The sequence below is a fragment of the Neobacillus endophyticus genome, assembly GCF_013248975.1.
Taxonomy (GTDB): domain Bacteria; phylum Bacillota; class Bacilli; order Bacillales; family Cytobacillaceae; genus Neobacillus; species Neobacillus endophyticus.
The window spans coordinates 2,592,886-2,611,036 of the sequence record NZ_JABRWH010000001.1 but is presented as its reverse complement, the minus strand read 5'-3'; the positions used below and the strand labels follow the sequence as shown (position 1 = coordinate 2,611,036).

The following is an 18,151-nucleotide window of genomic DNA, read 5'->3' as shown; positions in this document are numbered from 1 at the left end:
GCAGATGTGTCCGCCAGTCTCTCTAATTTAACGGTTCAATAAACTTCCTACATATCGGAGTAATTCATTCGCTGATGTCGAGTTGTAGCCATGTTCATCAATTAATCTGGCGACAACTTCATTAATTTTCTTTAACTGCTGCTCATCTGGTGTTTTTGTGGAGGTTGTGATTTTAACAACATCCTTCAAGTCAGCGAACAGCTTTTTCTGAATTGCTTCACGGAGGCGATCATGGGAGTTGTAATCAAACCGCTTGCCTTTTCTAGCATAAGCAGAAATTCGAATGAGAATTTCTTCTCTAAAGGCTTTTTTAGCATTTTCAGAAATCCCGATCTGCTCTTCAATAGAACGCATCAATTTTTCATCCGGGTTAATTTCTTCCCCAGTTAATGGATCGCGAAGCTTAGATTTATTGCAATATGCTTCTACATTATCAAGATAATTGTTCATCAATGTCTTCGCAGACTCTTCATAAGAGTAGACAAATGCTTTTTGCACTTCATTCTTGGCAATATTGTCATACTCCTTGCGGGCAATGGAAATATAATTCATGTACCGCTCACGAAGATCAGCTGTGATCGATGGATGCTGGTCAAGACCGTCTTTTAATGACCTTAAGACATCCAAAGCATTAATGGATGGTACTTCCTTACGAATAATCGTGGAAGATATCCGGTTAATGACATAGCGCGGGTCTATGCCGCTCATGCCCTCATCTGTATATTCCTTTTTCAGCTCATCCACATCAGCAACATTATAGCCTTCTACACTTTCGCCGTCATACAGACGCATTTTCTTTACTAAATCAATATCGCCCTTTTTCGGCTCCTTTAACCTAGTCAGGATGGTAAACATAGCCGCCACCCGAAGTGTATGCGGGGCAATATGCACGTCTGATACATCACTTTCTTTAATCATTTTTTCATAAATACGCTCTTCTTGGGAAACCTTTAAATTATACGGAATCGGCATTACAATAATCCTGGAGTGCAGCGCCTCATTTTTTTTATTTGAAATAAATGAGCGATATTCCGTTTCGTTCGTATGAGCGACAATCATTTCATCAGCGGAAATCAAGGCAAACCGGCCCGCTTTGAAATTTCCTTCCTGCGTCAATGACAACAAGTGCCACAAGAACTTCTCATCACATTTCAGCATTTCCTGGAACTCCATCATCCCGCGGTTGGCTTTATTCAACTCCCCATCGAAACGATAGGCGCGTGGATCTGACTCTGAACCGAATTCGGCAATCGTTGAAAAATCAATACTGCCTGTTAAATCGGCGATATCCTGAGATTTCGGATCAGACGGGCTGAAGGTTCCAATCCCTGTTCGTTTATCTTCTGAGAAAAAGATTCGTTCAACCTGTACGTCCTCAATTCTTCCTTGATACTCTTGTTCCAGACGCATCATATTAAGTGGTGACAAGTTACCTTCAATTCTGATTCCATACTCTTCATAGAAGTCATTCCTTAAATGATGAGGAATTAAATGCAATGGATCCTCATGCATCGGACATCCTTTTATGGCGAAAACAGAGCCTCTGTCTGAAAGAGAGTATTTCTCCAATCCTCTTTTGAGCATTGTCACTAGTGTTGATTTCCCGCCGCTGACTGGACCCATTAATAATAAGATCCGTTTTCTGACATCAAGTCTTTTGGCTGCCGGATGAAAATATTCTTCTACAAGCCGTTCTAATGCTTCTTCAAGGCCAAACAATTCATTGCAAAAGAAATTGTACTTCTTCGTCCCGTTAACTTCTTCAATTCCTGCATCTTTGATCATATTATATACGCGTGAATGTGCAGATTGTGCAACCCATGACTTCTCTTTCAGCAACTGTAAATAATCAGCGAATGTTCCTTCCCAACGAAGTTTTTCTTCTTCTTCACGATACCTCTCGATTTTTTTTAAAATATCCATAAGGCCCTCCCCCTGTCGTTAATCAGAGACGATTAATATACTCTATGCACATTGACAATCGAACATGCGTGACAAAGATGTTTTTGTTTCGATTATCCAATATTCCCCTTTTCATTTCCGGAAGTTAGGCTATAATTGAGATAGATGGAAACGATTAAATAAATAGTGAAAGGAGCATTACATAACAATGTCACTTTTCCTTATTCTATTAGTTATGATCGCCTTTCTTGCTGCCATTTTTACATCAGGGTATAACGATAAGCCAGGTACTAAGTAATATAAAGAAAACTCGCCGGCATGAACGGTCCTCATTGATAGACCATTGTCTAACAATGAAGGTACCTTTCATGCCGGCGAGTTTTTTATTGTAAATCGAGTTTGTTCTTTTGAACAAACCCCTTCATGTCCATCCGACTTTGCCTTTCAAGCATTGCTGCGATTTGTTCAGTCCAGCGGTCTTTCCTCTTTCCGCCAGTCCGTTCGTTATAATAGCTTGAAATCACTTCATCATAGTCTTTTAGTTGGCGCAAATACGTCTCCGCATCTTGCTGATATTCATCCACATGATAGACATGCTCAAATGGAAGTCTTTGCTTTTGACCGGTAATGTATGTCGGGTAATCGACAGCTATTCCAAAGAGCGGAATCACCCGTTCTGGCGTTTTTAAAAGCTTTTTCACTTCCTCTAAATTGTTTCGGATTCCGCCGATATAGCAAATTCCGAGGCCCATTGATTCTGCTGCAAGCGCGGCATTTTGCGCGGCTAACGCTGCATCTATCATAGCGACCATGAATTTTTCCGTGCTTTCTACGGAAACGGTAACGTCTTTTTGTTCCTGTTCTCCAATTATTGTATGACGGTAAAGATCCGCACAAAAGATTAATAAATGGCCATTTTTAGCAGCATGCTCCTGATTTCCGGCGATTTCACTCAGTTTCCTTTTCTTTTCTATATCTTTGATGCCAATGATGGTATAGGCTTGAATAAAACTGGATGTCGATGCAGCCTGTGCACAAGAAACAATCGTTTTAATTTGCTCATCTGTTAAAGGCTTGTCTTCAAATTGGCGGAGCGAACGATGGTTAAGGATCGTTTCGATTACTTTATTCATAAGTTCCCTTCTTTCTCAAAATAATGAAGGCTTTAGTAAACTTAGGTCTCATATCCATCCCAATCAACAACCTGGGCAATAAAGCCTAATGTAAAGAATACTCGCCGACTGGCGATCCCGTTAGGACGAAGGCAGAGGCGTAGTTCGTCGAAAAGCACAGCTTCTCGACTTCGAGGCTAATGCTCACGAAGCATTCCTTAGTGCACTTATGCCTGATAGGGAACTTATCTTTCCTATCAGCAAAAAAGGCCTAAAAACTAGGCCCGATTTTATTTAGATTTTGATAGCCCTGCTGGCGCAATGCCTCATACACCAAAATGGCAGCTGTGTTGGAAAGGTTTAAGGAGCGGACATTATCATTCATTGGAATTCTCAAACTGTACTCTTTATTATTGGCAATAAGCTCCTTAGGAAGACCTGTTGTTTCTCGTCCAAAAACAAAGTAATAGTCCTTGTTCGGATCACTATAGTCAAACGAACTATGCGGTTTGTCACCGAATTTCGTTAAATAGAAAAACTGACCGCCGGCATTTTTTTCAAAAAATTCCTCTAATGAATCATAGTAAAAAATATTTACGTGTTCCCAATAATCTAACCCTGCGCGTTTTAACATTTTGTCATCAGTTGAAAAGCCCAATGGACGAATTAAATGTAAAGCGGTATCGGTTGCAGCACAGGTGCGAGCGATATTGCCGGTATTAGAAGGGATTTCCGGCTGATATAGGACAACGTGATTTGCCATTAATTTCACCTCAAATAAAAAAACTCTACCTGCAATTATACCACTCTGAATATTTCATTCAAGAAAGACGATTATTCGTCGACAATCGTAAAAAATTTGTATTTGATATTTGGCGTATAGGCGGAGGAATCCTCATAGGCCCAATATCGCTGCCGGCTGTTGTACGTATGGGCATTCACAAGCGGAAGCCCATATGCATCCTTCCCTGTTACTATCGTATTATGATTGAACCTTCCATCCCCTTCAAAATCGTAACAAATCACATCGCCCAATAATAATTGATCAGGACTGCCAACTTCCTGTGCCCTTAAACCAAGCTTGGAGTTTGAAAAATACAGCCTCAATGAATGGGCAATGGCCCAGCTATAGCTCCAATTATTCGTTTGCAGCCACCAGCCTGTGCCTCGGTTCGGGTAACCTCTCATCGGCGCCCCGCCAGATCGGAGGCATTGAGATATAAAATTGGTACAATCATTCTCAAACCTTTTATAAACAGGATTGTAGCTGTTCCACCATCTTTCCGCATATTGTACTGCTTTTAAGCGGTCATATTGGTAACTAATTCGATCCCTTTGTGTTTCATTTTCAGGCATATATTCGACAGCAGGTGGCACTTGGAACTGTATGGGAAACATTTCTTCATCCTGAATTAATGATCCCTTATAAAATTTGGCCAATCTGTCCTCAATCTCTTCTTCTAAATAAAGCTTCCCCCTTTGTTTTATCAGATACTGATAATGTGCCTGGTATTTTACCGTTTCAAATTCATCCTCACTTGTATTCTTCATTATTTTTCCTGTTATATTTACTTTAACAATATCCGCAGACCGCCGTGAAGCTGCCTCCAGCTTCCTTTCAGCCTTAGAAAACGTATCATGGCGGTTCCTATTTGTACTTACAAATTGCTCGGCCCGCTTCGTAAATAACTCCTGAAGTACCACTCGCATATGATTCATCACCCCTTCCATACATTCTTATGAAAGAAGGCGAAAAAAAAGAGCGAACCCTATATAGTTCGCTCTTTCTTAAAGTTAAAAATTTAAACCCTTGTCAATTTCGGCTAACACTTCGGGAACTTTTTCCCTTTCCTTTGCCTTCTGTAAGGCAGCCAAGGCTGTTTCACCGCCTATTTTCCCAAGTGACCATGCAGCAGTACCTCTTGCAACTGGGCTGGCTTCATTCTCCAAAATCTCAATCAAGTCGGGAATGGCTGTTTCATCTTTAAAATGAGCCAATGCAATCATTGCATTTCGCTGAATTGGTTTTTTACCCCGCCATGCTCCGGACACTGTTCCAAAACGGGTTTTAAATTCCCGATTGCTCAATTTTAAAATGGGCTTTAATAATGGTTTAGCGATTTCCGATTCAGGCTCAAGCTCATTATGATAATGAAAATCTTTCCCTTTATTGTGAGGGCATGCCGTCTGACAGGAATCACAGCCATAGATTCGGTTGCCGATTTTATCTCGGAATTCTTCCGGAATCAAATCTTTCGTCTGGGTTAAAAAAGAAATACAATGCTGTGCATTAATTTGGCCGCCCTGCACAAGTGCACCGGTTGGGCAGGCTTCCAGGCACTTTGTACAGCTGCCGCATTGATCTTCTATAGGCTCGTCCGGCTCAAATGGAATGCTTGTAAGCATTTCGCCCAGGTAAACATAAGAGCCGAATTCAGGCGTAATGATGGCACAATTTTTCCCGCTCCAGCCAATTCCGGCCCTTTCCGCTACAGCTCGGTCGGACAGCTCTCCAGTGTCTACCATTGATTTTAAACGGGCTTCCGGCACCTTTGATAAAATAAACGATTCAAGCTTGTTAAGCCTTTCTTTTAATGCATGATGATAATCCAAACCCCAAGAGGCCCTGCTAAAAATGCCTCTGCGCTCCCCTTTTTTGCTTTCCACACGGTTTGTCATTTTGGAAGGATAGGCTATTGCAATCGCAATAATAGAGCTCGGCTCTTCCAGCAGCAATGAAGGTGTGACTCGTTTGTCAATATCCGGCTCTTCAAAGCCCGATTGATATCCCAGCTCCTGCTGTCGGATTAAGCGGTTCTTTAGTTCAGTGAATGGATCAGCAGTTGTAAAACCTATTTTATCAATGCCAATTTCTTTGCTGTACGATATCACTTCTTGTTTTAATTGATGAATGTCCAATTGATGTACCTCCCTTCATTGTAGGATCTCTATTTAACAACTGTTTGTTCATTATGATCACATCTATAAATTTTAAACGATTTTTGAGTGTTTTTGGAGTTAGAATCATTGGAAATTCAAGCTTTCTGGGAATAGACATGAAAAAACGCAATGCATCGTTCTCCTATGTAACGGTACACTGCGTTAGCTAATATGTATGGAGCGGGTGATGGGAATCGAACCCACAACAACAGCTTGGAAGGCTGTGGTTTTACCACTAAACTACACCCGCGTTTATTAATTTAAGTTATGATAATGTAGCTCCTTTGATGCTACTATAACCAAAAAGATGATTCGAAAAAAAGTGACATTTGTTTGAACATCGACCTTTATAATATTACACAGGCTCCATTGAATCGTCAAGCAAAAATGCAAACTTTGTCGATTTTTTTACTCGTAAAAAAGGCCCTTGAATCGGGTCTATGTTGTTACACGATCTTTTATCCAATGAATTATATCGGCTTCCACATTCTCCTTATTCATTTCATTCAGTAATTCATGGCGGGCATTTTCATAAAACTGATAACTGACATCTATAATTCCAGCTTTTTTAAACGCCTGATAGGTTTTTAATACTCCTTTAGTGTTATTTCCAACTGGATCCAGGCTGCCGGAAATAAGCCAGATAGGCAATTTCGCAGGAATTAAACTAATATTCTCTGGTTTATTGATGGTTTCAAGGCCTTCCAATAAATCGTAAAAAAAGCCAGAAGTAAAAATTCCCCCGCAATCAGGATCTTCAATGTATTTATCTACTTCGTTCTCATCTCTGCTTAACCAATCAAATTCTGTCCTTGCCGGGTGGAATGCTTTGTTGTAATTACCAAAAGTCAAGCTATTAAGCAAAGGACTCGGTGTCGTCCTCCCCTTCTTCTTCATTTCCCTTGCAGCAATCATTCTTCCTATTTTCCCCATAATACCAGGGTCTCCGCCAGTTCCACTCAAAATAACACCCGAAAGACGTTCCCCAAAAAGCTGAATGTAACGTCTTGATAAAAATGAACCCATACTATGCCCAAATAATATGATCGGTACACTAGGAAAATCCAATTCAATCTTACTCGTAAGAACTGCCATATCATGAACAACTTTTTCAAATCCCTGGACATCTGCAAAATAACCGATACGATTATTTCTTTTTCCCGTCTCGCCATGGCCGCGATGATCATTGCCATAAACAAATATACTCTCTGAAACTAATTTTTGCGCAAAATGGTCGTATCTTTTAATGTGCTCAGCCATACCATGAGCAAGTTGTACAATTACCCGGGGTTTTTCTTCGGCACCATTTGTCCACTTACAGGCGAAGATTTCATATCCATCATCGGTTTGAAATGTAAACGTTTCTTGTTCCACTACAGTTATCCTCCTTAATTCTCAAAATTGATTTAGATAACTCGCCCAATGACTTGCCTTTAAGGATGAAAAAGCTGTAATTGCATTAATGCCTGGTAGGAATTTTCATCCTCTCAGCTGAAAAAGACTCACCCAATTCTCCTATCCTAAGACAATTGTGTGAGCCTATGTTCTCCGTCACAACTATTAACCTAACAAAAATATATACTAGTATAAAAAACGTGTCAACGCTTTCATTCCCCGGTTCAATAATCCATTTCGCCATTCTAATGTAAAAAACAGCCCAAAAAATCAATGTGCTGCTAAGGATTGGCTTTTTCCTTAGGCGCTGTTAAATTGGGCTGTTGATTTCTGCTCCAGGTACGAGTGATTCGCGGGCGTGCCGGGGAGCCTCATCTGTGCTAAAGCACCTGCGGGGTCTCCCCCATAGCCTCGTACTCCCGCAGGGCATTGAATCACGTCCTTGAAGCCGCCCACGCACGAAGGAAATGCGTTAGTATTTTCATGGAGTCTTCGTGTCTTCCGCTCCAATCAACAGTGTTTAAATATCAACAATTTTCTTTATCATAGCCTTACCTTAAGAAAAAATGGGGCATACAGGATATAGAAGCTTCCTATCATCACTAATTCAAGTGAAAGTATATACCATGGCCAGGGTCCTAGAAAATCCAAGATGGATGAATTACCTGGTTTTTCCATCAAATACAAATAATTCGCCTTCAGCAGCCTATTTACGAAAAAGATACAAACTGCATATAGATTGACAATAAGTATGGTTATCCATATAAATTGCCTTTTAGGATGAAGATTAAAGACTACGATAAACCAAATACAAGCAAGAACAACACCGCCATGTGACACAAAAAACTCGATATATTGAATGTGTGGAAAAGAAAATTTATCAAGGTCAGGTGTCAAAATAGCTTGAATAGAGCTGCCCAGCCCTGCAAAATACATGAATTGAAACAGTCTTTTATTTTTTGAAACGAGCATCACTATAGCAAGAATGACAGCCAAATCGCTGAGCTGAAGAGGCAAAGCTTTCTTCAGCGTCCAGGAATGCTCAGCAACTAGCCACAACTGCTCCCATACTTCTGAAATCAAAAGCAGGAATGCCAGAAACAAACGTAGAACATTTCGCTGCCGCTGTTCTCTAATTACATCTTTTTTAATAAAGATAAGAATGCCGAGACTGATAATTATTCCTACGGTTAAAAGATGCTGTACGGAAAAAAGCTCAAATTTGTCTAGCTTTGAATGAAATCGGAAATACTCATACATTTATAGTCACCTTTAATGATAGCGATATATAAGAAGTGCGACGGCTGTTGGTTTTTCAAATAGATTGAACAACCTGCACTTTTGGGAGCAGGTCCCGTGTATCTTATATAACCGTTAATCAGCGGCGCATCTGCTGCGTCTATTCCTTACCAACGATTTAACCATACCGCTGTCAATCCATTTTTGATATGGGTAAATAATTAAGGAAACAAGAAGCATCAATCCATAGATACCTAAATGAGAAATATTTTTCAACTTTATAACTCCCAATTTTTCAAGAAAAGGCAAAAATTTAAAAGAAAAAAATGCATCCAAGAGAAGATTTGCACAGGTGTACGTAACAAATCCAATCCGGTAGGTTAAGTGAAATATCCAGACCGTTCCAACCAAAAACGGCCCTAAAATGAATGTGTAGTCACTAATCCGTGCCCATGAAAAAAGAACATTCTTTAATTTCCACCAGTTAAAATGATATGCTAACTCATACACAACGGAAACAAGAAATGCAGCTAATATTGCTGCAGGAGAATACTTCTTTAAATTTTCTTTTGGCAAAAATAAAAAAGAAAGCCACGATAATATGAACCCCGACAAAAGGACAAATCTCGCTATCATAAACCCCACCTCAGAACTTCATTTTCTAAGTTTATTTTGATACTTCGTACAGATTTATATACTCAGGAGATCGCTGGGGGGCGTTTGATTTCACATTTATTTAACTCAAGCAAGATCTGGGATTACTAAACCTTCTTTTCTTCAGGCTTGATAGGAAATGTGGAGATAAACATTCTTGTTAAACTGCAAATAAAAAACGCCAAGTTCTTTTATGAACTCAGCGTTTTTCTAAATTTTTATACCGGTGGTCGGGGTCGAACCGACACTCCAGAAGGAACACGATTTTGAGTCGTGCGCGTCTGCCAATTCCGCCACACCGGCATGAAATGGAGGCGGCAACCGGATTCGAACCGGTGGATAAAGGTTTTGCAGACCTTGGCCTTACCACTTGGCTATGCCGCCATATCTTTTGGAGCGGAAGACGGGATTCGAACCCGCGACCCCCACCTTGGCAAGGTGGTGTTCTACCACTGAACTACTTCCGCATATTGGCTGGGCTAGCTGGATTCGAACCAACGAATGACGGAGTCAAAGTCCGTTGCCTTACCGCTTGGCTATAGCCCAATAAATTAGATTATAAACAATGGGGCGATTGAAGGGAATCGAACCCTCGAATGCCAGAGCCACAATCTGGTGCGTTAACCACTTCGCCACAACCGCCATAATCTTTAATGGCAGGGGTAGTAGGAATCGAACCCACACCAAAGGTTTTGGAGACCTTCGTTCTACCTTTAAACTATACCCCTATAAATGGTGGAGGGGGACGGATTCGAACCGCCGAACCCTGAGGGAGCGGATTTACAGTCCGCCGCGTTTAGCCACTTCGCTACCCCTCCACATATTATTATTTTTGTCAGCTTAAGGCGCCAACGAGAAGGATTGAATCTTCACCCTACTGATTACGATTCAGTTGCTCTATGCATTGAGCTACGTCGATTTATAAAAACCGAAATGGTGGCTCAGGACGGAATCGAACCGCCGACACAAGGATTTTCAGTCCTTTGCTCTACCGACTGAGCTACTGAGCCAAATAAGTGGCGGTCTGGACGGGACTCGAACCCGCGACCTCCTGCGTGACAGGCAGGCATTCTAACCAACTGAACTACCAGACCAAATTGCGGGGGCAGGATTTGAACCTGCGACCTTCGGGTTATGAGCCCGACGAGCTACCGGACTGCTCCACCCCGCGATAATAATATTCTTTATATGGTGGAGGATGACGGGATCGAACCGCCGACCCTCTGCTTGTAAGGCAGATGCTCTCCCAGCTGAGCTAATCCTCCATATGGTGACCCCTACGGGATTCGAACCCGTGTTACCGCCGTGAAAGGGCGGTGTCTTAACCGCTTGACCAAGGGGCCGTTTATTAATTAAATGGCGGAGAGCAAGGGATTTGAACCCTTGAGACAGGGGTACCCGTCTACACGATTTCCAATCGTGCTCCTTCGGCCACTCGGACAGCTCTCCATTCAATATGGCTCCGCAGGTAGGACTCGAACCTACGACCGATCGGTTAACAGCCGATAGCTCTACCACTGAGCTACTGCGGAATAATGGAATGCCTGGCAATGTCCTACTCTCACAGGAACTTTCGTTCCAACTACCATCGGCGCTGAAAAGCTTAACTTCCGTGTTCGGTATGGGAACGGGTGTGACCTTTTCGCCATTATTACCAGACCATTTATTGACACTATTTTATTATAATGTCTTTTTCATATTTTGCAAGAGAAAATTTCATTTTTTTCATTCCCTCAAAACTAGATAGTACAGAAGAACCATTTGAAAACGAGCTCGCTTTATTCATATTGCTATGACTTGGTTAAGTCCTCGATCGATTAGTATCAGTCAGCTCCACATGTTACCACGCTTCCACCTCTGACCTATCAACCTGATCATCTTTCAGGGATCTTACTAGCTTGACGCTATGGGAAATCTCATCTTGAGGGGGGCTTCATGCTTAGATGCTTTCAGCACTTATCCCGTCCGCACATAGCTACCCAGCGATGCCTTTGGCAAGACAACTGGTACACCAGCGGTGCGTCCATCCCGGTCCTCTCGTACTAAGGACAGCTCCTCTCAAATTTCCTGCGCCCGCGACGGATAGGGACCGAACTGTCTCACGACGTTCTGAACCCAGCTCGCGTACCGCTTTAATGGGCGAACAGCCCAACCCTTGGGACCGACTACAGCCCCAGGATGCGATGAGCCGACATCGAGGTGCCAAACCTCCCCGTCGATGTGGACTCTTGGGGGAGATAAGCCTGTTATCCCCAGGGTAGCTTTTATCCGTTGAGCGATGGCCCTTCCATGCGGAACCACCGGATCACTAAGCCCGACTTTCGTCCCTGCTCGACTTGTAGGTCTCGCAGTCAAGCTCCCTTGTGCCTTTACACTCTGCGAATGATTTCCAACCATTCTGAGGGAACCTTTGGGCGCCTCCGTTACTCTTTAGGAGGCGACCGCCCCAGTCAAACTGCCCACCTGACACTGTCTCCCACCCCGATCAGGGGTGTGGGTTAGAATTTCAATACAGCCAGGGTAGTATCCCACCGACGCCTCCACCGAAGCTGGCGCTCCGGCTTCTCAGGCTCCTACCTATCCTGTACAAGCTGTACCAAAATTCAATATCAGGCTACAGTAAAGCTCCATGGGGTCTTTCCGTCCTGTCGCGGGTAACCTGCATCTTCACAGGTACTATAATTTCACCGAGTCTCTCGTTGAGACAGTGCCCAGATCGTTACGCCTTTCGTGCGGGTCGGAACTTACCCGACAAGGAATTTCGCTACCTTAGGACCGTTATAGTTACGGCCGCCGTTTACTGGGGCTTCGATTCAGAGCTTCGCTTGCGCTAACCCCTCCTCTTAACCTTCCAGCACCGGGCAGGCGTCAGCCCCTATACTTCGCCTTGCGGCTTCGCAGAGACCTGTGTTTTTGCTAAACAGTCGCCTGGGCCTATTCACTGCGGCTCTTCGAGGCTATTCACCTCAAAAAGCACCCCTTCTCCCGAAGTTACGGGGTCATTTTGCCGAGTTCCTTAACGAGAGTTCTCTCGCTCACCTTAGGATTCTCTCCTCGCCTACCTGTGTCGGTTTGCGGTACGGGCACCTTTTATCTCGCTAGAGGCTTTTCTTGGCAGTGTGGAATCAGGAACTTCGGTACTCTATTTCCCTCGCTGTCACAGCTCAGCCTGTTCGAAAAGCGGATTTTCCTACTTCTCAGCCTAACTGCTTAGACGCGCATATCCAACAGCGCGCTTACCCTATCCTCCTGCGTCCCCCCATCACTCAAACGATAAAGAGGTGGTACAGGAATATCAACCTGTTGTCCATCGCCTACGCCTTTCGGCCTCGGCTTAGGTCCCGACTAACCCTGAGCGGACGAGCCTTCCTCAGGAAACCTTAGGCATTCGGTGGATGAGATTCTCACTCATCTTTCGCTACTCATACCGGCATTCTCACTTCTAAGCGCTCCACGGGTCCTTCCGATCCCGCTTCACAGCCCTTAGAACGCTCTCCTACCACTGACATCGTAGATGTCAATCCACAGCTTCGGTGATACGTTTAGCCCCGGTACATTTTCGGCGCAGAGTCACTCGACCAGTGAGCTATTACGCACTCTTTAAATGGTGGCTGCTTCTAAGCCAACATCCTGGTTGTCTAAGCAACTCCACATCCTTTTCCACTTAACGTATACTTTGGGACCTTAGCTGGTGGTCTGGGCTGTTTCCCTTTTGACTACGGATCTTATCACTCGCAGTCTGACTCCCACGGATAAGTCTTTGGCATTCGGAGTTTGTCTGAATTCGGTAACCCGATGAGGGCCCCTAGTCCAAACAGTGCTCTACCTCCAAGACTCTTACTACGTGAGGCTAGCCCTAAAGCTATTTCGGAGAGAACCAGCTATCTCCAAGTTCGATTGGAATTTCTCCGCTACCCACACCTCATCCGCGCACTTTTCAACGTGCGTCGGTTCGGGCCTCCATCCAGTGTTACCTGGACTTCACCCTGGACATGGGTAGATCACCTGGTTTCGGGTCTACGACTACATACTAATACGCCCTATTCAGACTCGCTTTCGCTGCGGCTCCGTCTCTTCAACTTAACCTTGCATGTAATCGTAACTCGCCGGTTCATTCTACAAAAGGCACGCCATCACCCATAAACGGGCTCTGACTACTTGTAGGCACACGGTTTCAGGATCTCTTTCACTCCCCTTCCGGGGTGCTTTTCACCTTTCCCTCACGGTACTGGTTCACTATCGGTCACTAGGGAGTATTTAGCCTTGGGAGATGGTCCTCCCTGCTTCCGACCGGATTTCACGTGTCCGGCCGTACTCAGGATCCACTCAGGAGGGAACGAAGTTTCAACTACAGGGCTGTTACCTTCTATGACGGGCCTTTCCAGACCGCTTCATCTACCCCGTTCCTTTGTAACTCCATGTTGAGTGTCCTACAACCCCGAAAGGCAAGCCTTTCGGTTTGGGCTGTTCCCGTTTCGCTCGCCGCTACTCAGGGAATCGCGTTTGCTTTCTCTTCCTCCGGGTACTTAGATGTTTCAGTTCCCCGGGTCTGCCTTCAGTACCCTATGTATTCAGGTAAAGATACTGCTCCATTACGAGCAGTGGGTTCCCCCATTCGGAAATCTCCGGATCAAAGCTTACTTACAGCTCCCCGAAGCATATCGGTGTTAGTCCCGTCCTTCATCGGCTCCTAGTGCCAAGGCATCCACCGTGCGCCCTTTCTAACTTAACCTACGACAAATGATCAGTGTCGTGTCTCTAGTCAGCTTCGCTCGTTCAGATCCTCACGTGCCCTAGCACGCTCCGGTCTTCACTCCCTCGCTTCCTCGACCTTCTCGCTGCTGATTTGTCTTTATTTACTCTTAAAATAAGAGAGAAAAACTAAAATGGCGATTACTCGGTTCTTGCTTGGTTTCTTCTATACGATTATCTAGTTTTCAAAGAACGAATAAAAAAAGCTTTGAGAGAGATTGTTCTCTCAAAACTAAACAAACAAAGAACGTGTCACAAACCGTTTTGTCTGGCTCATAGGTCCAGCTTTATCCTTAGAAAGGAGGTGATCCAGCCGCACCTTCCGATACGGCTACCTTGTTACGACTTCACCCCAATCATCTGTCCCACCTTAGGCGGCTGGCTCCTTGCGGTTACCCCACCGACTTCGGGTGTTACAAACTCTCGTGGTGTGACGGGCGGTGTGTACAAGGCCCGGGAACGTATTCACCGCGGCATGCTGATCCGCGATTACTAGCGATTCCGGCTTCATGCAGGCGAGTTGCAGCCTGCAATCCGAACTGAGAATGGTTTTGTGGGATTGGCTCCACCTCGCGGCTTCGCTACCCTTTGTACCATCCATTGTAGCACGTGTGTAGCCCAGGTCATAAGGGGCATGATGATTTGACGTCATCCCCACCTTCCTCCGGTTTGTCACCGGCAGTCACCTTAGAGTGCCCAACTAAATGCTGGCAACTAAGATCAAGGGTTGCGCTCGTTGCGGGACTTAACCCAACATCTCACGACACGAGCTGACGACAACCATGCACCACCTGTCACTCTGTCCCCCGAAGGGGAACGTCCTATCTCTAGGAGTGTCAGAGGATGTCAAGACCTGGTAAGGTTCTTCGCGTTGCTTCGAATTAAACCACATGCTCCACCGCTTGTGCGGGCCCCCGTCAATTCCTTTGAGTTTCAGCCTTGCGGCCGTACTCCCCAGGCGGAGTGCTTAATGCGTTAGCTGCAGCACTAAAGGGCGGAAACCCTCTAACACTTAGCACTCATCGTTTACGGCGTGGACTACCAGGGTATCTAATCCTGTTTGCTCCCCACGCTTTCGCGCCTCAGCGTCAGTTACAGACCAGAAAGCCGCCTTCGCCACTGGTGTTCCTCCACATCTCTACGCATTTCACCGCTACACGTGGAATTCCGCTTTCCTCTTCTGCACTCAAGTCCCCCAGTTTCCAATGACCCTCCACGGTTGAGCCGTGGGCTTTCACATCAGACTTAAAGGACCGCCTGCGCGCGCTTTACGCCCAATAATTCCGGACAACGCTTGCCACCTACGTATTACCGCGGCTGCTGGCACGTAGTTAGCCGTGGCTTTCTGGTTAGGTACCGTCAAGGTACCGGCAGTTACTCCGGTACTTGTTCTTCCCTAACAACAGAGCTTTACGACCCGAAGGCCTTCATCGCTCACGCGGCGTTGCTCCATCAGACTTTCGTCCATTGTGGAAGATTCCCTACTGCTGCCTCCCGTAGGAGTCTGGGCCGTGTCTCAGTCCCAGTGTGGCCGATCACCCTCTCAGGTCGGCTACGCATCGTCGCCTTGGTGAGCCGTTACCTCACCAACTAGCTAATGCGCCGCGGGCCCATCTGTAAGTGACAGCCGAAACCGTCTTTCAGTTCTTCCTCATGCAAGGAAGAAGATTATCCGGTATTAGCTCCGGTTTCCCGAAGTTATCCCGATCTTACAGGCAGGTTGCCCACGTGTTACTCACCCGTCCGCCGCTAACCTCAAGGAGCAAGCTCCTCGAGATTCGCTCGACTTGCATGTATTAGGCACGCCGCCAGCGTTCGTCCTGAGCCAGGATCAAACTCTCCAAGAAAGTTGATATAGCTCATAAAAATAACGTTGGCTTCATTTCGTTAGAAATGAATAATTATTGTTTGTTGACGTTTTTGTTTGTTTAGTTTTCAAAGAGCAATCTTTTGTCAAAAGCGACTTTCTTAATATATCACAAGATAATTATTTAAGTCAACATTTTTTTAAAACCGCCAACTACGAAAACTTTCTTTCAACGTTTCGCAGCGACGGTTATTAATATAACAAGTATTTTATAAAAGGTCAATAGTTTTTTTGTTTTTTACGATAATTATTTATTCACTCGGTAACATCGATGGAAAACACCTTGTCCCTTTGTTTCAATATTTATAACTTCTACCAGATGTTTATCAATTAAATACTCCAGGAGGACAGCCATATCTACGGAATATGGAATCAATTCAGCTTCTTGCATGATTTCATTGAACATCCAATACTCTTTTTTTCCTAAGACATCAATCATATGGGCAGTCCCTAGGCTTGTTTTGGAATGAATTAGGAACTCGCTTGCCAGGAACAAGAGCTCCAACCTTTTCTCAAGGATTTCTTCACTGTAAAGAAGTTCTTCATATAACTTATATATTTCTGGTTCCATCTGTTTCACTTGATGCCAAACGGTCAATTCTGGATGCAAGCCATTCTCGATCACTGCCAATCGCGCCAAATGATGCAGAGAATGAACAACATGGTTATAAGCATCTAAATACTGTTGATTTTCAAAAAGGGCTTTTCCATCAATATAGCGGCGAATTAATTTTGCAAATTCTAATCCCATTTTGACTTTACGCCCATTAAAAGGAAAATCCTGCAGTTCTTTCTTCAAATTGACCACATACTCATTACGGTCAAAAATGATCTTCGCAATATCAAGCCATTCAAAAATTTTTCGGTTCGTGCCCAGAAGCAGCCATTTCTGCAGTTTCGCTTCTGTTATGATATGCAAGGCTGCTTTTTTATCATTATAAGAATAATGCTTAATAAAAATGGGCTTTTCTGCCTCTTTAACAATAATCAAAAGGACAACATCAAATGAATCAGTCAGAATTGACTTTTGTTTTTTTTCAACTACCAATACACCTAAAGTATTTAATTGGCTTGCCCTTTCTTGATAAATAGGCCGAAGAATGTCTTCCATTCATCCTACCTCCATTTTTTTCGATAGCAATATGTTCGACAACAATTAAAAAATCTCCTTCTTTCTTTAAAGACAAAATTCGACGAATATTACAAATGACCATTTTTCTCATTTCTGAAAAATTATGGTATAGTTTTTCTAGGAGGGAGTTACATGGCTAAATATTCGAATAAAATAAATAAAATTCGCAGTTTTGCACTTATTTTAATTTTTGTTGGTTTCATTGTTATGTATGGGGGTATTTATTTTCGCACCTCCCCGCTTATTATGGCCATTTTTATGCTTTTAGGACTTCTTTTTATTATTGCTAGTACAGTTGTTTACTTCTGGATTGGGCTGCTGTCAACCAGGACAATCCAAGTCAAATGCCCAAACTGCGGAAACCCCACCAAAATGCTTGGCAGGGTTGATATATGCATGCATTGCCGTGAGCCTCTAACACTCGACGAAAACTTAGCTGGAAAAGAATTTGATGAATCTTATAATAAAAAATCGAGTAAATAAGAAAATCGATTCCCCTGGATAGCGGCGTAAAGTCTAGAGCTTTCCTACTGAGAATCGTAAGGCGAAGAACCTTGCCGCTAGGGCGCTTGCTTTAGACAATTTTCAAAGTTAAAATCTATAATTTCTTTATTAATAAAAAAAGAATGGCAACCGCCTACACAAAATAGGGATTGCCATTCTTTTTTTATTAGTGCATCTCTTTAGCTGCACACTCTTGACAAGTACCGTATATCTCCATGCGATGATTCGCCACTTTAAAGCCTGTTACATGGGACGCTAATTGTTCCACTTCATCCAAACCAGGATAATAAAAATCGACAATTTTTCCGCAATCTTCACAAATCACATGATAATGATGTGTTGTCACAAAGTCGAAACGGCTGGATGAATCACCATAGGTAAGTTCCTTAACAAGACCAACTTCACGAAATACCCGTAAATTATTATATACAGTTGCCACACTCATATTTGGAAATCTTCCTTCAAGTGCTTTATATATATCATCAGCGGTCGGATGTGACATTGAGTTTATTAAATATTCAAGTATGGCATGACGCTGCGGAGTAATTCGAACACCCGTTTCCTTTAAGGTATCCAACGCTTCTTTCAACAGATTCATCGCCATGCACCTCTTTTCTAAAAAATATTCTTAAATTATAATTGTTATAATTAGTT

General features: G+C 43.6%; 11 protein-coding genes, 15 tRNA genes and 3 rRNA genes. 1 reads left to right on the top strand and 28 read right to left on the bottom strand.

Annotated features, from left to right (window positions below; translation table 11 throughout):
* Positions 1 to 27 precede the first annotated feature (27 nt).
* From HPT25_RS12765 to HPT25_RS12635, 27 genes are all read right to left on the bottom strand, one after another.
* The gene (locus HPT25_RS12765; RefSeq protein WP_173064577.1) at positions 28 to 1,923 is read right to left on the bottom strand and encodes an ATP-dependent protease PrkA; all 1,896 of its coding nucleotides are present in this window, start codon (positions 1,921 to 1,923) and stop codon (positions 28 to 30) included.
* Between the two features lie 362 nt (positions 1,924 to 2,285).
* Positions 2,286 to 3,035, bottom strand: a complete 750-nt coding sequence (nfsA, locus tag HPT25_RS12760) for an oxygen-insensitive NADPH nitroreductase (protein ID WP_173064574.1) — start codon at positions 3,033 to 3,035, stop codon at positions 2,286 to 2,288.
* 250 nt (positions 3,036 to 3,285) lie between these two features.
* Positions 3,286 to 3,777: a tRNA (uridine(34)/cytosine(34)/5-carboxymethylaminomethyluridine(34)-2'-O)-methyltransferase TrmL gene (gene trmL / locus HPT25_RS12755; RefSeq protein WP_173064571.1), complete on the bottom strand. Its 492-nt coding sequence runs from the start codon at positions 3,775 to 3,777 to the stop codon at positions 3,286 to 3,288.
* Positions 3,778 to 3,848: 71 nt separating this feature from the next.
* On the bottom strand, positions 3,849 to 4,724 hold the full coding sequence (locus tag HPT25_RS12750) for an amidase domain-containing protein (RefSeq protein WP_173064568.1): 876 nt from the start codon (positions 4,722 to 4,724) through the stop codon (positions 3,849 to 3,851).
* A gap of 84 nt (positions 4,725 to 4,808) precedes the next feature.
* The gene (gene queG / locus HPT25_RS12745) at positions 4,809 to 5,933 is read right to left on the bottom strand and encodes a tRNA epoxyqueuosine(34) reductase QueG (RefSeq protein ID WP_173064565.1); all 1,125 of its coding nucleotides are present in this window, start codon (positions 5,931 to 5,933) and stop codon (positions 4,809 to 4,811) included.
* A gap of 197 nt (positions 5,934 to 6,130) precedes the next feature.
* A tRNA-Gly gene (locus tag HPT25_RS12740) sits at positions 6,131 to 6,204 on the bottom strand.
* Positions 6,205 to 6,392: 188 nt separating this feature from the next.
* Positions 6,393 to 7,328 carry an alpha/beta hydrolase gene (locus HPT25_RS12735; protein ID WP_173064561.1) on the bottom strand — a complete coding sequence of 312 codons (936 nt, stop codon included), beginning with the start codon at positions 7,326 to 7,328 and terminating at the stop codon, positions 6,393 to 6,395.
* A gap of 564 nt (positions 7,329 to 7,892) precedes the next feature.
* Positions 7,893 to 8,609, bottom strand: coding sequence for a YwaF family protein (locus tag HPT25_RS12730; RefSeq protein ID WP_173064557.1), 717 nt, complete (start codon positions 8,607 to 8,609; stop codon positions 7,893 to 7,895).
* Between the two features lie 114 nt (positions 8,610 to 8,723).
* Positions 8,724 to 9,164: a hypothetical protein gene (locus HPT25_RS12725; protein ID WP_217269700.1), complete on the bottom strand. Its 441-nt coding sequence runs from the start codon at positions 9,162 to 9,164 to the stop codon at positions 8,724 to 8,726.
* A 299-nt stretch (positions 9,165 to 9,463) separates the two neighbouring features.
* Positions 9,464 to 9,545: transfer RNA gene (locus HPT25_RS12720), tRNA-Leu, on the bottom strand.
* Between the two features lie 6 nt (positions 9,546 to 9,551).
* A tRNA-Cys gene (locus tag HPT25_RS12715) sits at positions 9,552 to 9,626 on the bottom strand.
* An 8-nt stretch (positions 9,627 to 9,634) separates the two neighbouring features.
* Positions 9,635 to 9,709, bottom strand: a tRNA-Gly gene (locus tag HPT25_RS12710).
* 4 nt (positions 9,710 to 9,713) lie between these two features.
* Positions 9,714 to 9,788 (bottom strand) — tRNA-Gln (locus HPT25_RS12705).
* Positions 9,789 to 9,808: 20 nt separating this feature from the next.
* A tRNA-His gene (locus tag HPT25_RS12700) sits at positions 9,809 to 9,884 on the bottom strand.
* Between the two features lie 12 nt (positions 9,885 to 9,896).
* Positions 9,897 to 9,970 (bottom strand) — tRNA-Trp (locus tag HPT25_RS12695).
* 5 nt (positions 9,971 to 9,975) lie between these two features.
* A tRNA-Tyr gene (locus HPT25_RS12690) sits at positions 9,976 to 10,060 on the bottom strand.
* A gap of 116 nt (positions 10,061 to 10,176) precedes the next feature.
* A tRNA-Phe gene (locus HPT25_RS12685) sits at positions 10,177 to 10,252 on the bottom strand.
* 7 nt (positions 10,253 to 10,259) lie between these two features.
* Positions 10,260 to 10,336, bottom strand: a tRNA-Asp gene (locus tag HPT25_RS12680).
* Between the two features lie 3 nt (positions 10,337 to 10,339).
* Positions 10,340 to 10,413 (bottom strand) — tRNA-Met (locus tag HPT25_RS12675).
* An 18-nt stretch (positions 10,414 to 10,431) separates the two neighbouring features.
* Positions 10,432 to 10,507, bottom strand: a tRNA-Val gene (locus tag HPT25_RS12670).
* A 3-nt stretch (positions 10,508 to 10,510) separates the two neighbouring features.
* A tRNA-Glu gene (locus HPT25_RS12665) sits at positions 10,511 to 10,585 on the bottom strand.
* 14 nt (positions 10,586 to 10,599) lie between these two features.
* Positions 10,600 to 10,691 (bottom strand) — tRNA-Ser (locus HPT25_RS12660).
* Positions 10,692 to 10,699: 8 nt separating this feature from the next.
* Positions 10,700 to 10,774 (bottom strand) — tRNA-Asn (locus HPT25_RS12655).
* A 10-nt stretch (positions 10,775 to 10,784) separates the two neighbouring features.
* A 5S ribosomal RNA gene (rrf, locus tag HPT25_RS12650) occupies positions 10,785 to 10,901 on the bottom strand.
* 138 nt (positions 10,902 to 11,039) lie between these two features.
* Positions 11,040 to 13,974: ribosomal RNA gene (locus tag HPT25_RS12645) — 23S ribosomal RNA — on the bottom strand.
* A gap of 317 nt (positions 13,975 to 14,291) precedes the next feature.
* Positions 14,292 to 15,841, bottom strand: a 16S ribosomal RNA gene (locus HPT25_RS12640).
* Together the 16S, 23S and 5S rRNA genes with 14 tRNA genes alongside form the textbook arrangement of a ribosomal RNA operon.
* A gap of 267 nt (positions 15,842 to 16,108) precedes the next feature.
* Complete coding sequence (locus tag HPT25_RS12635) at positions 16,109 to 16,972, bottom strand: nucleotidyltransferase-like protein (RefSeq protein WP_173064551.1); 864 nt, start codon at positions 16,970 to 16,972, stop codon at positions 16,109 to 16,111.
* 153 nt (positions 16,973 to 17,125) lie between these two features.
* Here HPT25_RS12635 and HPT25_RS12630 point away from each other — a divergent pair, with 153 nt between their 5' ends.
* The gene (locus tag HPT25_RS12630) at positions 17,126 to 17,476 is read left to right on the top strand and encodes a YgzB family protein (protein ID WP_173064547.1); all 351 of its coding nucleotides are present in this window, start codon (positions 17,126 to 17,128) and stop codon (positions 17,474 to 17,476) included.
* A 187-nt stretch (positions 17,477 to 17,663) separates the two neighbouring features.
* Here the strand turns inward: HPT25_RS12630 and perR are convergent, their stop codons facing one another.
* The gene (perR, locus tag HPT25_RS12625; protein WP_173064544.1) at positions 17,664 to 18,101 is read right to left on the bottom strand and encodes a peroxide-responsive transcriptional repressor PerR; all 438 of its coding nucleotides are present in this window, start codon (positions 18,099 to 18,101) and stop codon (positions 17,664 to 17,666) included.
* Positions 18,102 to 18,151: the final 50 nt, after the last annotated feature.